Source organism: Nocardia sputorum, from assembly GCF_027924405.1.
Taxonomy (GTDB): domain Bacteria; phylum Actinomycetota; class Actinomycetes; order Mycobacteriales; family Mycobacteriaceae; genus Nocardia; species Nocardia sputorum.
Genome location: NZ_AP026978.1, coordinates 7,145,326 through 7,165,825 on the forward strand (window position 1 = coordinate 7,145,326; position 20,500 = coordinate 7,165,825).

The following is a 20,500-nucleotide window of genomic DNA, read 5'->3' on the forward strand; positions in this document are numbered from 1 at the left end:
GATGCGGGTCCTGGTCACCGGGCATCAGGGATATCTGGGCACCGTCATGGTCCCGATACTGCAAGCCGCCGGGCACGAGGTCATCGGGCTCGACACCGGCTGGTTCGCCGACTGCCTGCTCGGTGCGTTCGCCGGCGACCCGGAGGGCCTGCGCCTCGACCTGCGATCGGTGCGGATCGACGCCCTTCGCGGCTTCGACGCGGTCGTCCATCTCGCCGCGCTGTCCAATGATCCCCTGGGCGCGCTCGCGCCGGAAGTCACCCACGAAATCAACCATCGCGCCTCGGTGCGTCTGGCTCGGCTCGCGAAAGAAGCCGGTGTGTCCCGGTTCCTGTACGCCTCCACCTGCTCGGTGTACGGTGCCGCCGGAGACGAACTGGTGACCGAGTCGGCGCCGCTGCGGCCGATCACCCCCTACGCCGAGTCGAAGGTGCGCGTCGAAGACGATGTCGCGGAGCTGGCCGACGACGACTTCGTTCCTGTCTTCCTGCGCAACGCCACCGCGTTCGGATTCTCCCCTCGTCCTCGCGCTGACATCGTGCTCAACAACCTCGTCGGACACGCCGTCCTCACCGGTGCGGTCAAGGTGCTCTCCGACGGCACGCCCTGGCGGCCGCTGGTCCACGCCCGCGACATCGCGGCGGCCTTCGAACGCTGCCTCACCGCACCGGCGTCGGCCGTCGCGGGCCGGGCGTTCAACATCGGCACGGAGCGAAACAATCTCACCGTGGCCGAGATCGCCGAGTCGGTGGTGGCCACCGTGCCGGGGTCGCGACTGCTGATCACCGGGGAGACCGGCGCCGACCCCCGCTCCTACCGGGTCGACTTCTCCGCCGCCCGCGCAGTGCTCGGTTTCGAGGCGCAGTGGTCGGTGCCTGACGGCGCCGCCGAACTCTACCGCGAGTACACCGAGCGTGGCCTCACCGAAGAGGCGTTCTCCCAGCGATTCACCCGGCTCGCGTGGCTGCAGCGGCTGCGTGCGTCCGGCGCTCTGGACCCGCGACTGCGTGCGGTCACCGCGCCGGTGACAGGATAGCCCGCAGATGGCTCCATCGTCCGGCGTTCGCGTCGCGATCCGACACCGCCGTCACCGGCAGCGGCCAGGCGATCGCCAGGTCCGGATCGTCGAAGGCGACGCTGAGATCCTCGGCGGGATCGTGCGGCCGATCGATGCGGTAGCACACATCGGCGGTGTCGGTGAGTGCTTGGAATCCGTGCAGAAAGCCCGGTGGCACGTACAGGTGCCGGAACTCCTCGTCGTCGAGCCGGAACGCCTGCGTCCGGCCGAACGTCGGCGACGACGGCCGGATGTCGACCAGCACGTCATGCACCGCGCCGTGCGCGCAGCGGACCAGTTTGGCCTCCCCGCGCCCGGACCGGCCGTGCATGCCGCGCACCACCCCGCGGTGCGACCGGGACTGCGAGTCCTGCACGAAACCGGCCGAGAACCCCGGAATTCCCAGATGGGAGTCGAATTCCGCGGCATCGAAGGTCCGGGTGAACAGGCCACGGTCGTCCCGGACGGGCGCTGGGACCAGCACCACCACGCCGACCAGGTCGGTCTGCTCGATACGCACACCGACATCGTGTCATGACCGGCCGCTGTCGCGCCTGCTCCGGCGCCGTTCTGCACACCGTCCTCGATCTCGGGACGGTGCCCGCAGCCGATGATTTCCCGCCCGCGGGCCGGCCGGTGACACCGGCGGAGACCACGCACCCGCTGCGGATGGTGCGGTGCCCGCGCTGCGAGCTGGCGCAGCTCGCCGAAGACGACACCGTGGCCGCCGAACCCCGTGGCGTGGAGCCGCGGGCCCTGCGCGATCAAGCGGCCGATGCGATTGCCCGGGTCGACGCGGCCGGTCTGCTGCGCGGGCGCACGGTCATCGAGTTCGGTAGCCCGCACGGTGGTTCCTGGCTGCCGTCGCTGGCCGAGCGTGGCTGCACCGCAGCCGACGCGGCGCGAGCGGACCTGGTCGTGGACTGTTTCGGCATCATGCACGAACCCGACCAGCGGGCCGCGTTCGCCGCACGCGCCGCGGCCACCGCGCCGGACGGGCTGCTCCTGCTGCAGTTCCACTCGCTGGCCGCCATCGTGGCACAACGGCAGTGGAACGCGTTGCGGCACGGGCATTTCGCGTACTACTCCCTGCATGCGCTGAGCCTGGCGCTCACCGCCGCGGGCATGGGCGTGACCACCGCGTGGGAGTTCGACCTCTACGGCGGGACGGTGCTGGTAGCAGCTCGGCGCGGCCCTACCGAGCCGGACCGCGCCGTGCGCGAGATCCTGGCCCGCGAACGCGAAATCGTCACCCCGGCATCGCTGCATCGGCTCCAGCGGTTCGTGGACGACCATGTGCGCGCGCTGCGGAACTGGCTGATCGATGCGGCCGCGGCCGGGCAGCGCGTCTACGCCTACGGCGCCGCGTCCCGGGCGGTTGCTCTGCTGTCGCTGGCCGGTGCGCACCAGGGACTTGTCGCCGGAGTCGCCGACGCCGCGCCCGCCAAACGGGGACGCCGGATGCCCGGCACCGACATCCCGATCATCAGCCCGCAGGATCTGATCGCGGCAGCACCCGACCGGGTGTTGTTGACGCTGCCCGACCTACTGGACGAAGTGTCGACCGAACTTCCAGAACTCGACGGTCGCTGGTTCGTGGACGATCCGCGCGGACCCAGAAGGGCGAGTGGATGACCGACCCCCGACCGTGTGACTCCATCCCGCCGACCACGATTCCCGGGCCGCACCCGGCCAGCAGTTCCCGAGCGAGGACAGCCGTACCGATGAACACCACCTCTCGGATGCGCCGACAACCGCATTCGCCGGCCGACGCGGTCGCACCGGCCATGGCGCCGACGGTCGTGGCCGACCGGTCCGGCGGTCTCGTGCGCGCCGCAGGCATCGCGGCGATCGGACCGGTGCGTGGACGCCGCCGCGCCGAACCGATGTCGCCCAGCGGCGATGTCGACTTCCCGGCCTCGACGGTGTGATCGGCGGTGGCCACTACCGGACAGCAGCAACCGCGGTCTTGTTCAGCGGCCGACCGCGGCCCGCGCGCGCACCCGCAGCCGCGTCCCCAATGCCCGGACCAGGCGCAGGTCACCGGCCAGCACGTCGGCCGTACCGACGAGCTCCGGGTGATCGGCGCCCAGCCGATGATGGAATCGCAGCTGCTCGGTGAGCTTGCTGCGGGTCGACGTGCGGCTGCACAGGTTGAACGAGGAGTTCCGCCAGGCGGCCACGATGTCGCCGAGCCCGAAGAAAGCGCCGCGGCTGCCGACGCGGGCGAACAGGTCCACATCCATCGGGAATACGAGGTCGCCGCGCAGTCCGCCGACGGCGTCGTAGTCGGCGCGCCGGAACATGGCGGCCGCGGTGGGGCCGAAGTCCGCCGCCCCGCGACGCACGATCACCCGGGCCAGCTGGCGGCTGTCGTGCCTGCCGATCAGCTGCGGCAGCCCCAGCCCGGTCTCGAGGAGGTCGCCGGACTCGTCGATCACGTCGAACCTGCCCGCGCACAACGCGATCGCGTCCTCGTCGAACACCGCCGACTGCGCGGCGAGGGTGCCGGGACGCAGGAGGTCGTCGGCACAGACCACCTTCACGAGGTCCCCGGTGGATTCCCGGATCGCCCGGTCCCAATTCGCGCCGATCGGCAGTACGCGATCGTTGCGCAGGACCCGCACCCGCGGATCGCGCCGCTCCCGCGCGATGTCACCGGTGCGGTCGGTGCTCGCGTTGTCGAGGATCACGACTTCGAAATCGAGGTCTTGGGTCAGTACCGAATCCAGGGTCGCGGAGAGCGTTCGTTCCGCGTTGTAGGCCGGCACGCACACCGACAGTTTCCGCATCGCCAGCCGCCTTTTTGTCAGAACCGCAATCGGACATTGCCTCGTAATTGCCCGAACTATGCCATATTTCGCGCCGGGTCGGCATCCGGACTCGTGCGGACCGGTGCCGAATATCGGATACCGCGCATCGGCGTGAGAAAGCCGAAACCGGTGGTCAGCCCGATACTTCCCGGCCGCGAACGAGTTCGGCCGACGACTTCACGGTGCGGCATGCGGGATGAGGGGGCCGGGTCATGATCAGCGCTTCCGGCGCGGTGCGGGTGCACATGACCGGATCGGAATGGTTCGGCGCCGCGCCCGGCGGCCTGGGCCGATACTTCACGGATCTGCACGGCGCATTGCTGGACGTTCCTGGGATTTCGTTGTCTGCCGCCGCCTTCGGCCCGCCCGACCGGACGGTTGCCGGTACCCGGTCCTGGGGGCCGGTCGGCGGTTCGACACTGCGCCGCGCCCGCACCGCGTTCTGCGCTCGCGACGCGTTGGACCCCGGCACCGTCGTGGATCGCCACTTCTGCCTCTACGGCCCGGTCGCCCGAGACCGGCGCGGTCGCGGGCTACCACTGGTCGTGCATTTCCACGGTCCGTGGGCAGCGGAAAGCCGAATGCACGGACAGCATCCCGCCGCAGCCTTCGCCAAATACCTCATCGAACGTTTGCGATACGTTTGCGCGGATCGTTTCGTCGTGCTTTCCGATCACTTCCGCACGGTGTTGTGCGAGGACTACCGCATCGCGTCCGATCGTGTCGAGGTGATCGCGCCCGGAGTCGATCTCACCCGGTTCCGAGCCGCCCCGTTCCCCGCGTCCCCGCCGGTCGTCCTGTGTGTGCGGCGGCTGGAGCGCCGGATGGGCATCGATGTGTTGCTGCGCGCGTGGCCCGGGGTGCTCGCCGAGCACCCGGAGGCTCGTCTCGTCATCGTCGGAACCGGCAGCGCCGAGGCGGATCTCCGGCGCGGAGCCATCGAGGGCGGGCTCGACGGCAGCGTCGAGTTCACCGGCCGGATTCCCGACCAGGAACTCGCCGCCCGCTACACCTCCGCCGCGCTCACCGTGGTGCCGACAGTGGCCCTGGAGGGATTCGGCCTGATCGCCCTCGAGTCGCTCGCCGCGGGCCGGGCGCCGGTGGTCACCCGGTGTGGTGGTCTGCCCGACGCCGTGCGGGGCCTGGACCCCTCGTTGATCGTGCCGCCCGGCGACCCCGCCGCGCTCGCTGATCGGATCAGCGCGGCGATCTCCGGCTGCCGGCCGACGCCGGAGCAGTGCCGCGCCCACGCGGAGACCTTCAGCTGGCATGCGGCCGCACAGCGGCACGCCGCGCTGTATCGGGAGCTCGGATGAACGGGCCCGCGGTCTTCCTCGGCCACACCGCCGCGCCGTCCGGGGCCGAATTGGCCACCCTGCGGCTGCTGCGCACGCTGCGCGCGCATGGCGCCGAAGTGGCGCTGGTGTGCACCGAAGACGGCCCGGTGATGGCTCGTGCCCGCGACGCGGGGATCGACACCCGTGTCGTGACCGGCCGATTCGACAGCCGGGCGATGACCATCGGATCGGGCCCGTTGCGGCTGATCAGCGGGTTTCTCGCGTTGCTGCGGCTGGGCTGGGCGGTCGGGGGTGCGGTCCGCGACTTGCGCGCCCGGGTGCTGGTCGCCGAGAGCACCAAGGCGCTGGTGCTGGGAGCGGTCGCGGCCCGCCGCGCCCGGGTGCCGCTCGTCTGGCAGGTCCACGACCGAGTATCCCGGGACTACTTCGGCCTGCTCCCTGCCACCACTATCCGGCTGCTGGCCGCACTGTTCTGCCGGGGACTGCTGGCCAACAGTCACGGCACCCGGGAGACACTGCCCGCGCGCATCCCGGCGGTCGTCGCTTACCCGGGCGTCGCCCTGCCCGCAACACCGCCGCCGCCCCGCACCCGCGCGGCCGCCGACGCGGTCGTGGTCGTCGTGGGACGGCTGAGCCCCTGGAAAGGCCAGGACGTGTTTCTGCGCGCCCTGGCGGCGGTGCCGACCCGGCCCGCGGCGGTGTACTTCGTCGGCGGGACGTTCTTCGATGAACAACCCTTCCGGCAGTACCTGGAACAACTCGCTGACGAACTCGGCCTGGCCGTGACGTTCACCGGTCACGTCGACGACCCCCACCGGTATCTCGCCGAGGCCGACGTGCTCGTGCACTGCTCGGTGCTGCCCGAGCCGTTCGGGCAGGTGGTTGTGGAAGGCATGGCCGCGGGTTGCGCGGTGATCGCGACGGTGCCCGGCGGCCCGGCCGAGATCATCGCCGACGGGCGAACCGGCCGCCTGGTGCCCGCCGGTGACGAAGCCGCGCTCACCGCGGCTCTCACCGAACTGCTCGGTGATCCGGCCGCGCGCGCCCGGATCGCCGCCGCAGGCGCCGCCCGCGCCCGCGACTTCGACATCGGCACCACGGCACGCGTGGTCACCCGCTTCCTCGACGAGGTGGCGCCGCCGTGACCGAACCCGACTACCTCGCCACGCTGACCACCGACGTCTTCCCTCGGGTCGAACTGCCCCGGCGTCCCGGCGGGGTGCACCGTCGCGCCGACGGGGCTCGCGGGCCGGGCGGTGGTGGCGCGCACAGCAAGCCGAGCCGGTTCGAGGTACTCGGCGATATCGCACTGGTGAGTTTCGGCAGATACGGTCAGTACATCGTCACGGTCGTCACCGTGCCGCTGATCGCCCGGGTACTCGGCGCCCACGGCCTCGGCCTGCTGGCCATCGGCATGTCGGCCTACTTCATCGGCTCGCTCGTCGTGGATCTGGGAGTCACGCAGTTCCTGTCCGCCCGCGTGCCGGAGATCAACGCGCGCAAGGGCACCCGGCTCCGGGAGATGAACCAGCTGCGTGGCGACTATCTGGCCATCCGTCTCGCCACGGCGACACTGTTCGGTGTCGCGCTCGCCGTAGCCTTTGCCGTGCGCGTGCCCGAAGCCGCGCAGATGGTGCTGCTCGGCCTGTTCGTCGGTGGCTTCTGGTCCCTGTCGGAGGACTGGCTGCTGATCGGGGAGGGTCGGTTCGGCACCTCCACCGCCTATCAGAGCGTCGGGCGGCTGTGCTATCTCGGGCTGCTGGTGGGCCTGCTTCCGCAACTGCCGAACCCGCACGTCGCCTTGCTGTGCCTATTGCTGTCCTCCGTGCCGACGGTGGCACTGACCTGGTGGGATGCCTGGCGCCGGTACGGGGCACCGGCCCGTCCCCGCTACTACGGCGTCGTGCTGCGCCGCAGCGTGCCGGTGTTCGTCTCCCGGTTGCTGGTCACCGGCTACGGGCAGGGTGCGGCGACGCTGTACTCGGCCGTGCTCGACGCCGTCTCGCTGGGCTTGTACTCGGCCGGCGACCGCCTGGTGCGCGCGGTCCAATCACTGCTCGACGCCATCGGCTTCGCACTGCTGCCACGCATGGCTCGACGCGGCGACCATCTCGGGTTCTGGCGGTACAGCACGCAGGCGCTGGCCGTGACCGTCGCCGTCGCCGCACTCGCTTCGGCGAGCCTCTGGCTGGCCGCGCCCCAGCTGATCCGGCTGGTCTTCGGTACCGAATTCGCCGCGTCCACCGGTCTGTTGCGGATCGAGGTGCTGATCCTGCCCGCCACGACGGTCACCTCGTTCATCACCACGGCCATCCTGCCGGTGCGCCAGGACACCAGCGGGGTCCTGATCGGCGCGCTGCTCGGGACTCTCGTCGCCATCGGCGCATTGCTGCTGACCGTCTGGACCCGCTCGGTGCACACCTTGGTCTACGGCCTGCTGCTTGCCGAAATCACCGTCGCCACCTGGCATCTGCTGCGGATGCGGTTCCTGGCCCGCCGCGACCACGCCGAAGCCGACACCGTGCCGCTGCCTGTCGTGCCCCGGAAGGAAACCCGACCATGAGAATTCTGTTCGTCGGCGACGACTGGCTCGGCAGCAACGCACGTTCGCTGGCCGACGGCTTCCGTCAAGCCGGCCACGACGTGCTCGTGGTCGACTCGACACCGGTGACTCTCCCGGCCAGGTTCTCGCCACCGTGGGTGTACGCGAAGGCGACCGGTCGGCGCGACCGGCGCACGGTCGAACGAGTGCACACCCGGATCGAACGCAGCGCCGCCACATTCCGGCCCGACATGCTGTTCGTGTTCAAGGGGATCCATCTGGACCAGCAGCGACTGCTCGACGTGCCCGCGGCACTGCACGTGCACTACAGCCCGGACGACGTGTCCAACCCCGAGAACCTCACCGATGCGTACCTGGCGGCGGAACCCGGCTGGGACCTGATCGTCACCACCAAACAGCACAACGTGCCGGAGTTGCGGGCGCGTGGCGCCCGGGCCGCCGGTTTCGTGCTCAGCGCTTACGACCCGGCCTGGCATCATCCGGCGGCGCGCCGCGGCGCCGATGACTATCTGGTCGGTTTCATCGGAGTGTGCCGGCCCGACCGCCGCGCCGAACTGGTGTCCCTGGCACGCCGCTACGGACCGCGCCTGCTGGTCCGCGGCCCCGGCTGGCGCCGCGTTCCGGAGTTGCGCGCCACCCGCGCCGTCGTCGGCGGCGCGGTGTACGGTCCGGGGTATTCGGCCGCGATCGCCGAGGTGACAGCCAATCTGGTGCTGCTCAACTCCGGCAACCGCGACACCCACACCTGCCGCACCTTCGAGGTGCCCGCGGCCGGTGGATTGTTCGTCGGTGAACGCACCGGCGAACACGCCGACCTGCTGCGCGACACCGTCGAGTGCTTCCTGTTCGACGGCACCGACGAACTGGTCTCGATTCTCGATTGGGTTGCCGCCCATCCCGAGCGGGCGGCCGAGGTCGCGGCGGCCGGGCACCGGCGGATCACCGCCGAAGGGCATCGTTACGTGGATCGCGCCCGGCAGATCGTCGGCCTCGCCGCGGAGGTCGGGAACTGAACGCCTACACCGATGTGGCCGCCGTCGCGGCCGCACTGATCACGGTCGCCGCTGCCGCACTGTTGGTTCCGGGCATCGCCCGCGTGTTCTTCATCGCGCAGGCCCTTTTCTGGTCGCTGTCCTACGTGGCGCGGCCGCTGGTGCTGCTCGCGGTGCAGCCGGACCCGCATTACGGCGACAACATCTCCGACCCCCGGCTGGCTGGTCTGGGGTACGACCGCGGCATCGGTCTGGTGCTCGACCACGTCGTGTTCGGCTTGTGGTGTTACGCGCTGCTGGTGATCGGTTACGCGCTCTGGCGGCGTCGGCACCCGCCTCGCCCCGTCCCGGCCGCGGTCGCGGACCCCGGCGTGATGCCGACTCTGCTGGCGCTCTACGCGCTCGGACTGTTGGGGCGGGCGGCCTCGGTGGCCACCGGATCGCTGGGCGCCGCCGGTGAGGTCAGCAGCGGCAACCCCCTGCTCAGTTTTGTCGCCACGTTCGCCGGGATCGCGGCGCTCGGGATCATCGTCTTCCTCCGGCCCGCCCGGCCGCAGACCACGGCGCTGGTGCTCGGCGCGCTCTTCGCGGGCGAACTGTACTGGTCGTCGGCCGTGCAGTCCAAGACACCGATCCTCGCCGCCGCACTCGCTCTCGCCGTACGGTTCTCGATGCTCGGCTGGAACCGGCGCACCACGATCGGTGTGGCACTGATCGGCGTGCTCGGCGTCGCCGGATTCGGCTGGCTGCAGTCGTTCAAGAACTCCGGCACCGCCGCGCTCGACGCCACCCTCGTCGACTCCCGCTACCCGGCGGACGTGCGGCCGTTCCTGAGTATCCTGCGGCGCTTCGACCTGCTCGAAGCCGCCACCGATGCCTACTTCGTCGGCCCACGCGGCTGGTTGTCCCCCGGCGAAGTGCTGCACCACGCGAGCCTCAGCCTGATCCCGGCGCAGGTGCTCGGCGCCGAGAAGCTCCAATCCGGCACGGCTTGGGCGAACGACGTGCGTGGCGCGTCGGTGGATATGAGCACCGTGTCGGTGTCCCTGGCGGAGGGCAACGTGAACGAAGGCTATCTGCTCGGCGGCGCGGCGGGCGTGGTCGTCGCCGTCGTGTTCACCTTCGCGCTGCTGCTCGCCTGGGAGCGATCGCTGTACTCGCGGTACTTCCCCGTCCTGGTGCTGGGCCTCGCGATCACCGGCGCCTCCACCCTGTTCGAACGCGGCATCCTCGGCAGCTTCGAGAATCTCGGCAAATTCGCGCAGTCGGCCGTGCTCGCCTGGTTCGTCCATCTGATCGTCACGGAATTCCGCCGCCGCCCGACGCCGCTCCCGGCACCGGCGCACGCTTCAGCAATTACGAAGACATGAGGTCGCAGTCCATGGGTTTGATCGATATCTGGCACATCGTTCGGCGGCGGTGGGTACTGATCGCCGTGATCGCGCTGACCGTGACGGGGGCCGGCGTCTGGTACGCCTCGTCGCGGGCGGTGACGTACGTGGCCAGCAGCACCATGTACGTCTCGATGGCCACCGGTACCTCGGTCAACGACTCCTACCAGGGCGGCCTGGCTGCCCAGCAGCGCGTGCGGTCCTATCTCGAACTGGCCACCAGCGCCGCGGTCGCGGAGCGGGTCGTCCACGATCAAGGGCTGACGGAATCCCCCGATGAGTTCCGCGGCCGGATCACCGCCTCGTCGCCGCCCGCCACCACCATCCTGGAGATCGCGGTCGCCGCGCCCACCGCACAGCGGGCGCGTGATCTCACCGACGCCACCGTCGCCCAGTTCCGGGCCTTGGTCGACAGTCTCGAGTCCATCGAGACCGGCGCCGCTCCCGCCGCCCGCGTCTCGGTCGTCGACCGTGCCCGGCTACCGGCCGCTCCGGCCGGTCCCGGCACGAGCCGGTTCGTCGCGATCGGCCTGTTCGGTGGACTGTTACTCGGCTTCGCCGCCGCATTCCTGCGTGAACGCACCGACCGGCGCGTTCGCACCAGCGGCAACCTCGCCGATGTCGCGCCGGTTCCGGTGTTCGCCGACTTCGGCAACGGTGAATCCGCCGCGGAGTCGGCCCGGCGGCTGCGCAATCACCTGCGGGGCGCGCAGACCATCGAATGCACCAGCCTCACCGACCGATCGCGGTCCAAGGTGGCGCACACTCTGGCGCTGGCCTTCGCGGATGCCGGTCATCCGGTGATCCTCGTCGACGCCGACACCTCCGGCGGCGGAAGCTCCGGTGCCATGCCAGGTCCGGGCCTGACGACACTGCTGCGCGGCGGCGTACCACTGGACCGGGCGATCACCGCCGACTGGGGCGGGACCGGGGTCGCGGTGCTGCCGATCGGGCACATCGAGCCGGACACCTCCGACCTGATCGCCTCGGAGCACTTCGCTCATCTCGTCGCCGATCTGCGCGAGCGTTACTACCGCGTGGTCATCGAGACCGCGCCGGTCAGCTCCGCCGCCGACGCGGTCGCCGTGGCGCCCTTATCCGATGCCGTCCTCGGCATCGCCGATCTCGGCAGACTCACCGAACCGCAGTTGCGTGCCGCCCTGACCGCGTTCGGCACGGCCGGGCTGACCGGTGTGGTCAGCCACCGCACACCCGGTTCGGCGGTGGACCGGCTGATGGAAAGGTTGAAGGTATGAGCGACGACTTTCTCCGGCGGCGCCGCTTGCTCGCCGCGACTCTGGGTGCGGCGGCCGCGATTCCGCTCACCGCCGCCTGCGGCACAGCCGAGCCGGACGACCCGCAGTTCCGGTCGCCCACCACCGATGCGCCCGGAGCGCGCAACGTCCGGGATTTCGGAGCCGTCGGAGACGGAATCGCCGACGACACCAAGGCATTGGCCGCAGCCGTGGCCGCGGACCCGAACGGGCCGCTGGTGCTCTACCTGCCCGCCGGGCACTACCGGGTCGAGTCGATGCCCGATCTGCCGGACTATGCCACGATTCTCGGCGACGGCGCCGACGTCACCACGATCGTCTACGCGGGCAACGGCACGCTGGTGCGGCTGCGCAAGCGCAGCCGGGTCCGTTTCGCCAGGCTGGGGATCTTCACCACGGGTCCCGGCTCGACCGCGGTCGAGCTGTCGGAATGCTTCCGCTGCTCCTTCGACGCGGTGGTACTGCGCGGCAACCACCTCAGCGACAACCATCCGCAGTACCTCACCCAGCGCGGCGTCGTGTTGCGCGACAACACCGGCGGCACCGCCTTCATCAACTGCGATATCAACAACTTCGGGATCGGACTGACCACATCCTGTATCCAGAACTACGTCACCTCCTCGAAGTTCACCAGCAATCACACCGGCGTCCTCGGCACCGGCAACGACCACAACGCCGGGCTGGCACTCACCAACGTCGAATTCGTCTCCGACCAGAACCCGCTCACCACCGACCGCCACCTGCGGGTCGACGGCGCCGCCAACGACTGGTGGCTGACCAACGTGTGGTTCGAAGGAGCCGAGGTCGCCCTGTCGGTCGGTGAGAACGGGCGCGGTGGACCCGCGCAGTTCGGCATGGTCAACGCGAAGGTCGCGGCCCGTTCGGTCGGGCTCGAACTGAACTACTGCCGACAGCCGTATCTGGCGAACGTGATCTTCGACGCGGAGTCGCGGCCGCCGGGCATCCCGGTGCGCGTGGATCCCGTCGGCTGTCCGGAAGGCACCGCGGTCGGCTTGATCTCCGGGATCACCGACGACATTCCCGTCGAGACGTTTCCGACCGGCTGGAACATCCTCGGCCGCAAGGGCATGCGCACGCCGCGCTTCACCGGCACCGTGGTGTCCCAAGCGGGGCCGCACGGCGCGGACGTGTTCCAGGCACAGAGCGGCGACGGCGCCGTCCGCGCCGCGGTGACCGCCGACGGAACCTGGGTCTGCGAGCACGCCGACAACGGTCCCGTGCTCAAGGCGCCCGACGGCGGATACTGGCGGCTCACCGTCTCCGACGACGGGAAGCTGAGCACGGTAGCGCTCGGCAGGAAGCGTCCCGGCGGATGACTCGACGACAGCACCGCCGCATCGAAGCGCAGCCTGCCATCACCGGTCCCATCGGTACGGCGGTGCGGTTGCGGCCGCCGCGCTTCGACGATTTCGCGGAGTGGCGGCGGATCCGGCTCCGTGACCGCGCGATCATCGAGCCCTACTGGGTCAGCTCGGAACAGGACTGGCCCGCCCGCCACACCGCCCGCCACTGGGTGCGGGAATGCCTCGACAACCGGGCCGACGCACGCGCCGGGCGACGGATGAGCATGGTCATCGAGGTGGCCGGTCGGTTCGCCGGGCAGGTCGAACTGGCCTCGATCGACGCGGCGACAGGCAGCGCCGAGCTCGGCATCTGGATCGGCTCCGCCGTCGCGGGCGGCGGTATCGGCGCTCTCGTCCTGACCATGATGACGGCCTTCGGATTCGACAGCCTCGGCCTCATGCGAATCAGCGCACCGATCGCGCCCGGCAACATCGCCGCGGCCAAGATCGCGGCCGCGGCGGGCCTGCGGTACGAAGCCCGGATGCGCGCCTATTTCGATGCCGGTGGCGCACGCCGCGACCACGAGCTGTGGGCGGTGACCCGCGCCGATCGGCCCGACCGCGGGTTCACCTCCGACTATGTGGCCCGGCAACGCCTCCACCCGACGACGACGCGACTGCCCGCCGCCTCTGCCGCCCCGCACGGGCCGCCCCCCATGAGCATCGCGGCCGCGCATCTGCGGTACCAGCTATCCCGATTGCGGCGGGTGTTCCGGTGGCTGCGGGGCAGCGCCGCCATCGCACTCACCGACTCCGACGACCGCGGGCGGGTGCTGGTGCGATCACGCCGTGTCGCCGACTTCCGGCAGCGCCGCGCGGCCCGTATCCGCAATCGTGCGACGCTGGCACGTGATCCGCACATGTCACCCGCCGCCTGGCTGCGCCGGCATTCCCTGCGCCACTGGCTGGCCGAACTCGCCGAAGCCAGAACGGGCCTGCGTTCCCGGCCAGGGCTGACGCTGACGATCCTGGACGACGGCCGCTTCGTCGGTGAAGTCCGGCTGCACGGGCTGGACATGTTCGATCGCAACATCCGGCTCAGTATCTGGACCGATGCCTCGGCTCGCCCGGAACTCCGCGCACGCGTGCTCCGCCTGCTGGTGCACCATGCGACCGAACGGCTCGGGATCCTCCGCATCGCCACCGCGATCCCGGTATCCGACCTGGCCGCCGCGGCTGCGGCGGCCGCGGCCGGGTTCGCCGAGGAGGGGCGGATGCGCGGGCACCTCGATGTCTTCGGCCCCCGTGGCGATCACGACCTCTGGGCGTACAGTCATCCGGCTGCCACGACTGCCCCCGGATGACGTGCCGACCCGTCGACGGCCGAGTCCGTGAGTTCGGCGACCGCGTGCACCCCGCCGCACGACCACAACGCCCGTGACCAGCTCGACGCCGGAGCGTAGCCCGGTCCGACACTTCCGCTCTGCTATCCCGGCTTCCCGCCGGTATCCGCCCGCACCGCACACGGAGCATCAGATGAACCTGCACCCCGACGTCCCACCGCACCACGGGTTCGCCCGCAGCAATGCGCTGCAGCGTCGGCTGCACGAGCTGGTTCCAGGCGGCGCGCACACCTACGCTCGCGGAGCCGACCAGTACCCCGAGCAGATGGCGCCGATATTGGTGCGCGGCAAGGGATGCCGAGTCTGGGATGCCGACGGCAACCAGTACGTCGAATACGGGATGGGACTGCGTTCGGTCACCCTCGGCCATGCCTACGCACCGGTTCTCGACGCCGTGACGACCACGATCGCCGACGGAGTGAACTTCAGCAGGCCGACCGAGCTGGAATTGCTCGCGGCCGAGGACTTCCTGGACCTCGTTCCCGGTGCGGACATGGTCAAGTTCGCCAAGAACGGCTCCGATGCCACAACAGCCGCCGTCCGGCTGGCCCGGGCCGTGTCCGGTCGCCGGCGGATCGCCGTCTGCGAGCAGCCGTTCTTCTCGGTCGACGACTGGTTCATCGCGACGACACCGATGTCGGCGGGCATCCCCGATCATGTCGGCGCCGAAATCGTCCGGTTCCGCTACAACGACGTCGACGCTCTCGCCGCGGTCCTGGTGGGCGACAGCGTGGCCGCGGTCGTCATGGAGGCGGCCACCGCCACGGCGGAACCCGAGCCCGGCTACCTCCAAGCGGTACGCGCGCTGTGCGATCGGCACGGCACCTTGCTGGTGTTCGACGAGATGATCACCGGATTCCGCTGGGCCGCCGGCGGCGCGCAGTCCGTCTACGGCGTGACTCCCGACCTGTCTTGCTGGGGCAAGGCCATGGGTAACGGATTCCCCATCTCGGCCCTCGCCGGACGGCGCGAATACCTCGAGCGAGGCGGCCTGCGCACCGGCGCCGACCGCGTATTCCTGCTGTCCACCACGCACGGCCCGGAAACCAGCGGGCTCGCGGCCTTCCGCGCGGTCGCCGCGGCCTACCGGACCGGCGAACCGATCTCTCGTATGGAATCGGCCGGCGCCGCACTGGCGACCGGATTCGCCTCGCTAGCAGACGAACTGGGCATCGGTGACCACCTCCGGGTCCGCGGTCGCTCCTCCTGCCTCATCTTCGAAACCCTCGATTCCCACGGAAAACCCAGCCAGGCATTCCGCACCTTGTTCCTGCAAGAACTGCTCCAACGCGGAGTACTCGGGCAATCCTTCGTCACCTCGGCGGCACACGACCACGACGCGATCGCCGCCACCTTGTCGGCTTGCGCTGACGCGGCCCAGGTGTACCGCATCGCCCTCGAACGCGGCACCGTCGACGGACTGCTGCGCGGACGATCGGTCGCTCCCGCGCTTCGCCGCACCGCAGCACCGCGACAGATCGAAACGAGCACATCCCGATGACCGCACCCCGCATCGCCATCGTCCACGAACGATTCACCGAATTCGGCGGGTCCGAAGCCGTGGTGGGCGAGTTCGCCCGCACCTGGCCCGGCGCGGACATCTACGCGCCGATCGTCATGCCGAACGGAATCCGCCCGCCCGTCCAGCACGTCCACGACAGCTGGCTGTCCCGCGCCCACATGCTGACCCGCGGTCGGCACGCCCCGCTGCTGCCGCTCGTCCCCCGTTCCCTGCGACGTATGCCGTTGCGGGGCTATGACGCCGTGGTCGTCAGCCACCACTCATTCGCCACTCAGGCCGCACTGGCCACCGACGCGCCCGTGATCGCCTATGTGCACAGCCCTGCCCGGTGGGCCTGGGATCGAGAGTTCCGCATCCGCGAAGCCGGCGGACGGGCCGGCCAGGTCGCGCTCGGCGCCCTGGGCGCACTGGCCCGTCACGCCGAGCTGCGAGCCGCGCCTCGCTTGGCCAGGGTGATCGCCAACTCGACCGCCGTCGCCGACCGGATCCGCGACTGGTGGGGCGTGCCCGCCACCGTGATCAATCCCCCCGTCGATGTCGACCGCTTCACCCTCGATCCCGCACGCGCCCGGGAGGACTTCTTTCTCTACGCCGGTCGCCTCGTTCCCTACAAACGCGCCGATCTCGCCATCCGAGCCGCCCAACTCGCCGGGAAACGGCTGGTCGTGCTGGGCGACGGACGGTTCCGGTCCCAGCTCGAAGCTCTCGCCGGACCCGAGACGACTTTTCTGGGCGCCACCTCTACCGACACTCTGCGGGACATGTACCGACGCTGCCGAGCCCTGCTCATGCCCGGCGTGGAAGACTTCGGCATCGTCCCGGTCGAAGCCATGGCCTGCGGTACCCCGGTGATCGCCATCGGCGCGGGCGGCGCGCTCGACACGGTACGACCCGGCACGACAGGCGAACACGTCGCTCCAGGCGCCGATCCGGACGTCGTCACCCGCCTGGCCGCGGCAATGGCGAACTTCGACACCGCCCACTACGACCCCCACGTCATCCGCGCCCACGCGGAAACGTTCGCGCCCCCCGCATTCCGGGCACGAATGGCCGCATGCGTCGACGGGTGATCGACCTCGTATCGAGTTGCCGCCTGATCCGGCCGCTCGCGCGGTGTCCTCCATGATCACGCCCTGTCCGCGGACGCTTGCACAGCCTGCTGCCGATGCGGACCGACCGCTTGCTCAGCCCAGGTAGGGCTGCGTCCGGCCTTCGATATGGTGTCGCAAACGGAGGCGGACGGTTTCGTGGATCGGCTCGTGCCGGAGCTGTCGCGGGTGGAGAAACCGGACGTCGGTGGATTCGTCGCTGACCGTCACATGGCCGCCGATCACACGGGCGTAGTAGGTGATGTTGAACTCCTGGCGCACCTCGCCATCCGCGTAGGCGATGACATGTGCCGGGTCGGTGTAGATGCCGAGTAGACCGGTGATTTCGATGTCGAGCCCGGTTTCCTCCTTGGTCTCCCGGATCACGCACTGTTCGAGAGTTTCACCTATTTCCATGGTGCCGCCCGGCAGCGACCAGTTGCCGGAGTCGGCTCGGCGCTGCATGAGAATCGCTCCCGCGCCGTCGATGATCAGAGCGGAGCCGCCCGGCACCAGATTGTTCGGTCTGGGGGCATGCGGATCTCGGTAGTAGTCGCGACGCTTGGTCATTCAGGTCAGCATTCCCCGGACTTCGGCGATACGCCGATCCAGCCGTGCCGAGTGCGCAGTGGCCGCTGCGGTCTGCGCCTGTCGGAGAGTGGCGCGTGCTGCGTCGAGTTCACGCTTCTTCAGGTACGACTCCGCGAGCCAGGTGCGATACAGGGCCACTTCACGGACTCGGTCGGCCGAGAGTTGTCCGATCGCACGCGACAGCAGCGGGCTTGCCTTGGCCGGTTCGCCCAACTCCACATAGCATCTGCCTGCCATCACATCTATCTCGGTGCGGTCTACCCAGTACACCCACTCGGGCTCAGGTATCTCCGATGACCTGCGGTCATACGACTCATCTACCGCATCGAGCGCCCGTTCGGTTCCCTCGTGATCTCGTGAGCGTGCGCATGCCCACGCCAAGCGGTCCGTCAGCAGGGATCGGACCAACGGAGGCGCGCCCGTCGCGCCTTTGACGGCGGTACGTGCGAGCAGCGTCGCCTCGCTGGGATTTCCGATATTGGCGATTTGATAACTCAGGCTCGACAGGAGTTGTGCCGTCAATACGCGATCTCCGGCGTTGTCGGCGGCCGACGCGCCGTTCATATACAGCCGTTGGGCGTCGTCGTATCTGCCTGCGTCGCTGGCCACCCACCCGGCAAGTTGTGCGAGCTCACCCGCGACTGTCAACAGCCGCTTGCCCACTCGTTCGGAGTAGCTGCATTCCGCGATGACCTTTCGCGCGCTTTCGAACTCCTGTCGTACCAGGGGGAACAAGTCCTCGCTACCAACGCTGTCATCCAGATGCCGGAGCTCGACGACGCGCCGTTCCATTTCGGTCGCCAATGATTCCCCGACACGCCGACCAGCGGAGGCATGCGTTCTGGGCGGGGAATCCGCCACCAGCCATTCGTGTGCGACTCGGATCGGGTCCGGTGATGGTGCCAGGAGAGCTTCCATCGGAATGTTGAGGGCTCGCGAGTAGCCGAGGATGTGCTCTTGCTTCACATCGCGCTGCCCGTTCTCCAGCATTCCGAGCAGCGACTTACTGTAGTTGGTCTTCGCCGCGAGCGCAGCAAGGCTGACCCCTCGGCTCAGCCGGGCTTTTCTGAGCAGGAATCCAGGATTCTCCATCGAGCCGACGCACCCCCGCTTCTGTGGACGCTTGTGGACTGCAAACCGATTCCGCGCCTGACCCATTGATTCGAGACTACTACGTAGCGCCTGGTCGAGGCCGACCCGAATCGTATGGGAGTGGGGGTTACAGATGGATACGCATGGAGATACACCGTTGTCGCGGTGCCTGTTCTACCGGCGGGAGTGCGCCCTCCCCGCTGTGGTCGATCCGCCGGAACTCGGGCGAATCGTCATGCGCGCGGGATCGGTGTGGGCGATGACGATGCCCACTCGTCTCGGGCAGGCGGTGAAAGCGCACCTGCAGAGCGGAGGTGTCGCACTCGGGCCGATCGTGGGGCATCCGCGTTCGGGGCGGTGGACCTTTCTCACGCAGCCTGATCTGCCCGATGACGTGCGGTTGTTCGCCGAGTTGTTCCGGCTGGACGTGGCGGTCGCGCGGTCCGGAGCGACGATCGCGCTGCCTTCGCCCACCGCTGCCGTGGGAGCGATCCGGCATTGGGTCGTGCCTCCGCGCAATGCCTTTCGCCCATCGGGTCACTTGGTGGTCGAGGCCGTTCGGGCATGGGCGGATCAGATGCCGCGTACTCGGCGCAGGCCGGGAAAATCCCATGTCGGATGACGTCTCTCGCGCTCGGCGGTTCCTCCGCGTCGAGGAGTTGCGGTCGCGGCTGGCGCATGACAATCCGCAGTGGTCGGTATCAAGTCCCGCGAATGCCAGGAATGCGCTCGAGCTGCACTACGACTGCGACTATTCATCGTGCGCGACGCGCGTCGCGGCGGTGATCGTCAGCCGCGAGGACTACCGATACTTTCGCCGCGCCGAAACGAACACCGCTGAAAAGGTAGCTGGCCGCAAGACGCCCACACCGGGATCAGGTGCCTGATGTGCGGCGGTTCCTGCACGAATCCATCGGACGACGTCCACGTGAGCGTATTCCTGCACGGTCTTCGAATGGATTTCGCCGCATGCGTCACGGCGGCTATGACGTTCGCGCGCGAATGGCGGCACGCCCATTACCCCGACGCGGTCGAAATCCTCCCGGACGGCGCAGAGGGCTTCCCCCGCCTCCCTTGCGAACGGCTGTATTGCGAGCGTGCCGCACACCGAGTCAGCGGTAGCGGGTAAGCGCACGCCCCGGGAGGGGGCGGTCGGTCAGCTGACGTTGCGAATCATTTCGACGGAAACGAAACCGATGGCGACCCGATCAGCGGCGACGGGTGAGTGCGCGGCATGGGGAAGGGGCCGGGACCTCGCCTCGGAGGTATGAGGTGGGCGGGACGCCCATCAGGCTGCGGAAATCGGCTGTCATGTGGGACTGGTCGTAATAGCCCGTGCCGGTGGCGATATCGGCCAACGGTGTGCCGTCGGTTCGGGACAGCACCCGGCGGACTCGGTCGATGCGTGCGAAGTGTTTGGGGGAGACGCCGATTCCATTGGCGAACAGATTGCGGAGTTGGCGTTCGCTGACCGAGAGGCGCGCGGCCAACTCGGTGACGGAGAGCGGGTGGTCGGCGGCGATGGCGGCTACGGCGGTGGTGAGGAGTCGGCGGTTGGCGCGCCGGGCCGGATCGTCGGGGATGCGGCGCGGCAGTTCGTTCTCCAGGTACGGCACGACCTCGTCGTGGTCGAGTTCGATCAGCTCGGCGGCCAGGTGCGCGACGGGGCCGGGTAGATCGTCCAGTCGCAGTACGCGATCGGTGAGGTCGGCCGCCGGAACGCCGAGCAGCGCGGGGACCGTACCCGGGGCCAGCCGCAAGCGGATACAGCCCGCGGGTTTGCTCGCGCGTGAGTAGCTCGCCTTGGTCTGCGGCCCGACGACGAGCGCGACACGGTGCTCACCGATCTCGGCGTGCTCGGTGCGCAGCACGATCGTGGTGGCGGTCTGCGGCACGTGCGCGAACGGCTCGGACAGGTCGAGCACGGTCGGTATGCGGCCGAGTTCGGCCAGCCACGGCCGCAGCGACTCCGGCGCGGCCTCGGACGTCTCGACCGACTCGGCGGTCACGACGGCCGGGCGCAACAGGGTGGTCACCGCATCCACTGTAGGCAGCCGCGCGCTGCCCGGGTGTGCCGGAATTTCCTAGAGACCTGCGCGAACGCCCGGCACG

General features: G+C 69.5%; 20 protein-coding genes. 15 read left to right on the forward strand and 5 right to left on the reverse strand.

Annotated features, from left to right (window positions below; all coding sequences use genetic code 11):
• The first annotated feature begins 1 nt into the window (after position 1).
• Positions 2-1,036 (forward strand): NAD-dependent epimerase/dehydratase family protein, encoded by a 1,035-nt coding sequence (locus QMG86_RS32215; RefSeq protein ID WP_281876650.1) that lies wholly within the window; start codon positions 2-4, stop codon positions 1,034-1,036.
• Here QMG86_RS32215 and QMG86_RS32220 read toward each other — a convergent pair.
• Positions 1,014-1,577 (reverse strand): dTDP-4-dehydrorhamnose 3,5-epimerase family protein, encoded by a 564-nt coding sequence (locus QMG86_RS32220; RefSeq protein ID WP_281876651.1) that lies wholly within the window; start codon positions 1,575-1,577, stop codon positions 1,014-1,016. The genes QMG86_RS32215 and QMG86_RS32220 overlap by 23 nt on opposite strands.
• 14 nt (positions 1,578-1,591) lie before the next feature.
• On the opposite strand from QMG86_RS32220, the gene QMG86_RS32225 reads away from it, so the two are divergent.
• Together QMG86_RS32225 and QMG86_RS32230 are read left to right on the forward strand one after the other, a co-directional pair.
• A complete protein-coding gene (locus QMG86_RS32225) occupies positions 1,592-2,692 on the forward strand; it encodes a class I SAM-dependent methyltransferase (protein WP_281876652.1) in 1,101 nt (366 codons plus the stop codon).
• Positions 2,693-2,781: 89 nt separating this feature from the next.
• Positions 2,782-2,988: a hypothetical protein gene (locus tag QMG86_RS32230; RefSeq protein ID WP_281876653.1), complete on the forward strand. Its 207-nt coding sequence runs from the start codon at positions 2,782-2,784 to the stop codon at positions 2,986-2,988.
• Between the two features lie 42 nt (positions 2,989-3,030).
• On the opposite strand, the gene QMG86_RS32235 is transcribed toward QMG86_RS32230, so the two are convergent.
• Entirely contained in the window at positions 3,031-3,849 is an 819-nt protein-coding gene (locus QMG86_RS32235) for a glycosyltransferase family 2 protein (RefSeq protein ID WP_281876654.1), read from the reverse strand.
• 260 nt (positions 3,850-4,109) lie between these two features.
• Between QMG86_RS32235 and QMG86_RS32240 the strand changes: the two genes are divergently transcribed.
• The 10 genes from QMG86_RS32240 to QMG86_RS32285 all read left to right on the forward strand — a co-directional run bounded on the left by QMG86_RS32240 (position 4,110) and on the right by QMG86_RS32285 (position 16,687).
• Positions 4,110-5,186, forward strand: a complete 1,077-nt coding sequence (locus tag QMG86_RS32240) for a glycosyltransferase family 4 protein (protein WP_281881237.1) — start codon at positions 4,110-4,112, stop codon at positions 5,184-5,186.
• A complete protein-coding gene (locus tag QMG86_RS32245) occupies positions 5,183-6,313 on the forward strand; it encodes a glycosyltransferase family 4 protein (RefSeq protein WP_281876655.1) in 1,131 nt (376 codons plus the stop codon). Before QMG86_RS32240 ends, QMG86_RS32245 begins: the two co-directional genes overlap by 4 nt.
• A 158-nt stretch (positions 6,314-6,471) precedes the next feature.
• The gene (locus QMG86_RS32250; protein ID WP_281881239.1) at positions 6,472-7,731 is read left to right on the forward strand and encodes a lipopolysaccharide biosynthesis protein; all 1,260 of its coding nucleotides are present in this window, start codon (positions 6,472-6,474) and stop codon (positions 7,729-7,731) included.
• The gene (locus QMG86_RS32255) at positions 7,728-8,744 is read left to right on the forward strand and encodes a CgeB family protein (RefSeq protein WP_281876656.1); all 1,017 of its coding nucleotides are present in this window, start codon (positions 7,728-7,730) and stop codon (positions 8,742-8,744) included. The genes QMG86_RS32250 and QMG86_RS32255 overlap by 4 nt, the downstream gene beginning before the upstream one ends.
• A 14-nt stretch (positions 8,745-8,758) precedes the next feature.
• The gene (locus QMG86_RS32260) at positions 8,759-10,093 is read left to right on the forward strand and encodes a hypothetical protein (RefSeq protein ID WP_281876657.1); all 1,335 of its coding nucleotides are present in this window, start codon (positions 8,759-8,761) and stop codon (positions 10,091-10,093) included.
• 11 nt (positions 10,094-10,104) lie between these two features.
• Positions 10,105-11,370: a Wzz/FepE/Etk N-terminal domain-containing protein gene (locus QMG86_RS32265; RefSeq protein WP_281876658.1), complete on the forward strand. Its 1,266-nt coding sequence runs from the start codon at positions 10,105-10,107 to the stop codon at positions 11,368-11,370.
• A complete protein-coding gene (locus QMG86_RS32270) occupies positions 11,367-12,725 on the forward strand; it encodes a glycosyl hydrolase family 28-related protein (RefSeq protein WP_281876660.1) in 1,359 nt (452 codons plus the stop codon). The genes QMG86_RS32265 and QMG86_RS32270 overlap by 4 nt, the downstream gene beginning before the upstream one ends.
• Positions 12,722-14,056, forward strand: a complete 1,335-nt coding sequence (locus QMG86_RS32275; RefSeq protein WP_281876662.1) for a GNAT family N-acetyltransferase — start codon at positions 12,722-12,724, stop codon at positions 14,054-14,056. The genes QMG86_RS32270 and QMG86_RS32275 overlap by 4 nt, the downstream gene beginning before the upstream one ends.
• Before the next feature lie 172 nt (positions 14,057-14,228).
• Positions 14,229-15,596: a glutamate-1-semialdehyde 2,1-aminomutase gene (locus QMG86_RS32280; protein WP_281876663.1), complete on the forward strand. Its 1,368-nt coding sequence runs from the start codon at positions 14,229-14,231 to the stop codon at positions 15,594-15,596.
• Positions 15,593-16,687 (forward strand): glycosyltransferase, encoded by a 1,095-nt coding sequence (locus QMG86_RS32285; protein WP_281876665.1) that lies wholly within the window; start codon positions 15,593-15,595, stop codon positions 16,685-16,687. Before QMG86_RS32280 ends, QMG86_RS32285 begins: the two co-directional genes overlap by 4 nt.
• A gap of 114 nt (positions 16,688-16,801) precedes the next feature.
• On the opposite strand, the gene QMG86_RS32290 is transcribed toward QMG86_RS32285, so the two are convergent.
• Together QMG86_RS32290 and QMG86_RS32295 are read right to left on the reverse strand one after the other, a co-directional pair.
• Positions 16,802-17,275, reverse strand: a complete 474-nt coding sequence (locus QMG86_RS32290; protein WP_281876667.1) for an NUDIX domain-containing protein — start codon at positions 17,273-17,275, stop codon at positions 16,802-16,804.
• Entirely contained in the window at positions 17,276-18,454 is a 1,179-nt protein-coding gene (locus QMG86_RS32295) for a helix-turn-helix domain-containing protein (protein ID WP_281876668.1), read from the reverse strand. It lies immediately after the preceding gene.
• 67 nt (positions 18,455-18,521) lie between these two features.
• On the opposite strand from QMG86_RS32295, the gene QMG86_RS32300 reads away from it, so the two are divergent.
• Positions 18,522-19,010 (forward strand): DNA-directed RNA polymerase subunit beta, encoded by a 489-nt coding sequence (locus tag QMG86_RS32300; protein WP_281876669.1) that lies wholly within the window; start codon positions 18,522-18,524, stop codon positions 19,008-19,010.
• Complete coding sequence (locus QMG86_RS32305; protein WP_281876670.1) at positions 19,000-19,275, forward strand: hypothetical protein; 276 nt, start codon at positions 19,000-19,002, stop codon at positions 19,273-19,275. Before QMG86_RS32300 ends, QMG86_RS32305 begins: the two co-directional genes overlap by 11 nt.
• A 321-nt stretch (positions 19,276-19,596) precedes the next feature.
• On the opposite strand, the gene QMG86_RS32310 is transcribed toward QMG86_RS32305, so the two are convergent.
• Complete coding sequence (locus QMG86_RS32310) at positions 19,597-20,424, reverse strand: AraC family transcriptional regulator (protein WP_281876671.1); 828 nt, start codon at positions 20,422-20,424, stop codon at positions 19,597-19,599.
• Between the last annotated feature and the right edge of the window lie 76 nt (positions 20,425-20,500).